The organism is Bifidobacterium sp. UBA6881 (genome assembly GCA_002451435.1).
Taxonomy (GTDB): Bacteria; Actinomycetota; Actinomycetes; order Actinomycetales; family Bifidobacteriaceae; genus Bifidobacterium.
In genome coordinates, this window is sequence record DKCF01000025.1 from 1 (window position 1) to 1,053 (window position 1,053).

At 58.0% G+C, this 1,053-nt stretch carries 1 protein-coding gene; it reads right to left on the reverse strand.

Translation table 11 applies throughout. From position 1 onward, the window contains the following. A partial coding sequence (locus B3C64_RS01970) for a fibro-slime domain-containing protein (protein ID WP_291533352.1) occupies positions 1-978 on the reverse strand: 978 nt, incomplete at its 3' end. Positions 979-1,053 lie beyond the last annotated feature (75 nt).

Here is a 1,053-nt window from a genome sequence, read left to right on the forward strand (position 1 = left end):
CGTCAGCAGCTTCTTGGCGAGCGCCTTGGCCGCGTTCTGCGCATTGGTGTCACGATTGTCGTCATTCATGCTGCCGGATTTGTCCATGACCAGCACGATGTCCGCCGGCGTGGCGGTGGTGACGGTGGATGAGTCGCTGTCGCCCGATGCGTTCAGATGCAGCGTGTACTCGTCGCCGTCGCCGCCATCCGTTTTGACAATGCTTTTGTTGTTCGACGGTTTGACATTGGAATTCACCACGGTGACATGGCTCGTCGTGCCGACGGTGAAAGTGCCGGTTTGCGCATATGCATCATCGCCGCTACCCTGTTGGCCCAATGCCGTGCCGTTCGCGGACACGGTGTATCCGCCGGAATCAAGCTCTCGAACGGTGTATGTCGTGTCATCGGTGAAGCCGTCGGACCGCACACGGGCGAATTGTCCGCTGGTCAGCGTGATCACGCCGTTGGCGTCCGTCTGCTGATCCGATTTGACGACTTGGTTGGTCGATGCGTCGTACACATCGTATTCGCCTGTGTACGGCGTCGTGGAACCGTCGACGAACATCTGGAATTTGAACTGCGTGTTCTTGTCGATGGTGCCCAGGGTCTCTTTTTCGATATCGATTGACTTCGATGGTTTGACCGGCAGATTGAACTTGATTTTGCAGTTGGATCCACCATCGCCGCGTTCCAAGTAGAAGAAGCTCAGATGATGGGTTTTGTATGCCGTGGAGTCCCAGCTTTTGCCTGCGTTTTCGAATGCCTGCGCGATCGTTGCGGCGGGAGCGCTGCCGTGGCTTTGCGTCCTGGTGTAGGTGATGGCTCCGGTGGCGAAGTCGATGCTGCCGCCGAGCGCCTCGTGGATGCCGCCGAGGTCGAGCACCAGCACGCCGTCGAGGAACACCCATACGTCATCGTCGCCGGTGAAGCTGAACACCATGTTCTGATTGTTGACTTTGCCGTCTTTGGGCATGTAGAAGTCGGCGCCCAGATTCATGCCGAACGAATATCGGTTGTCATCCGAATCGTTGCCGAATGGCGTGAAGCACGGCGAGGTGCCGCTGGCCGAGCA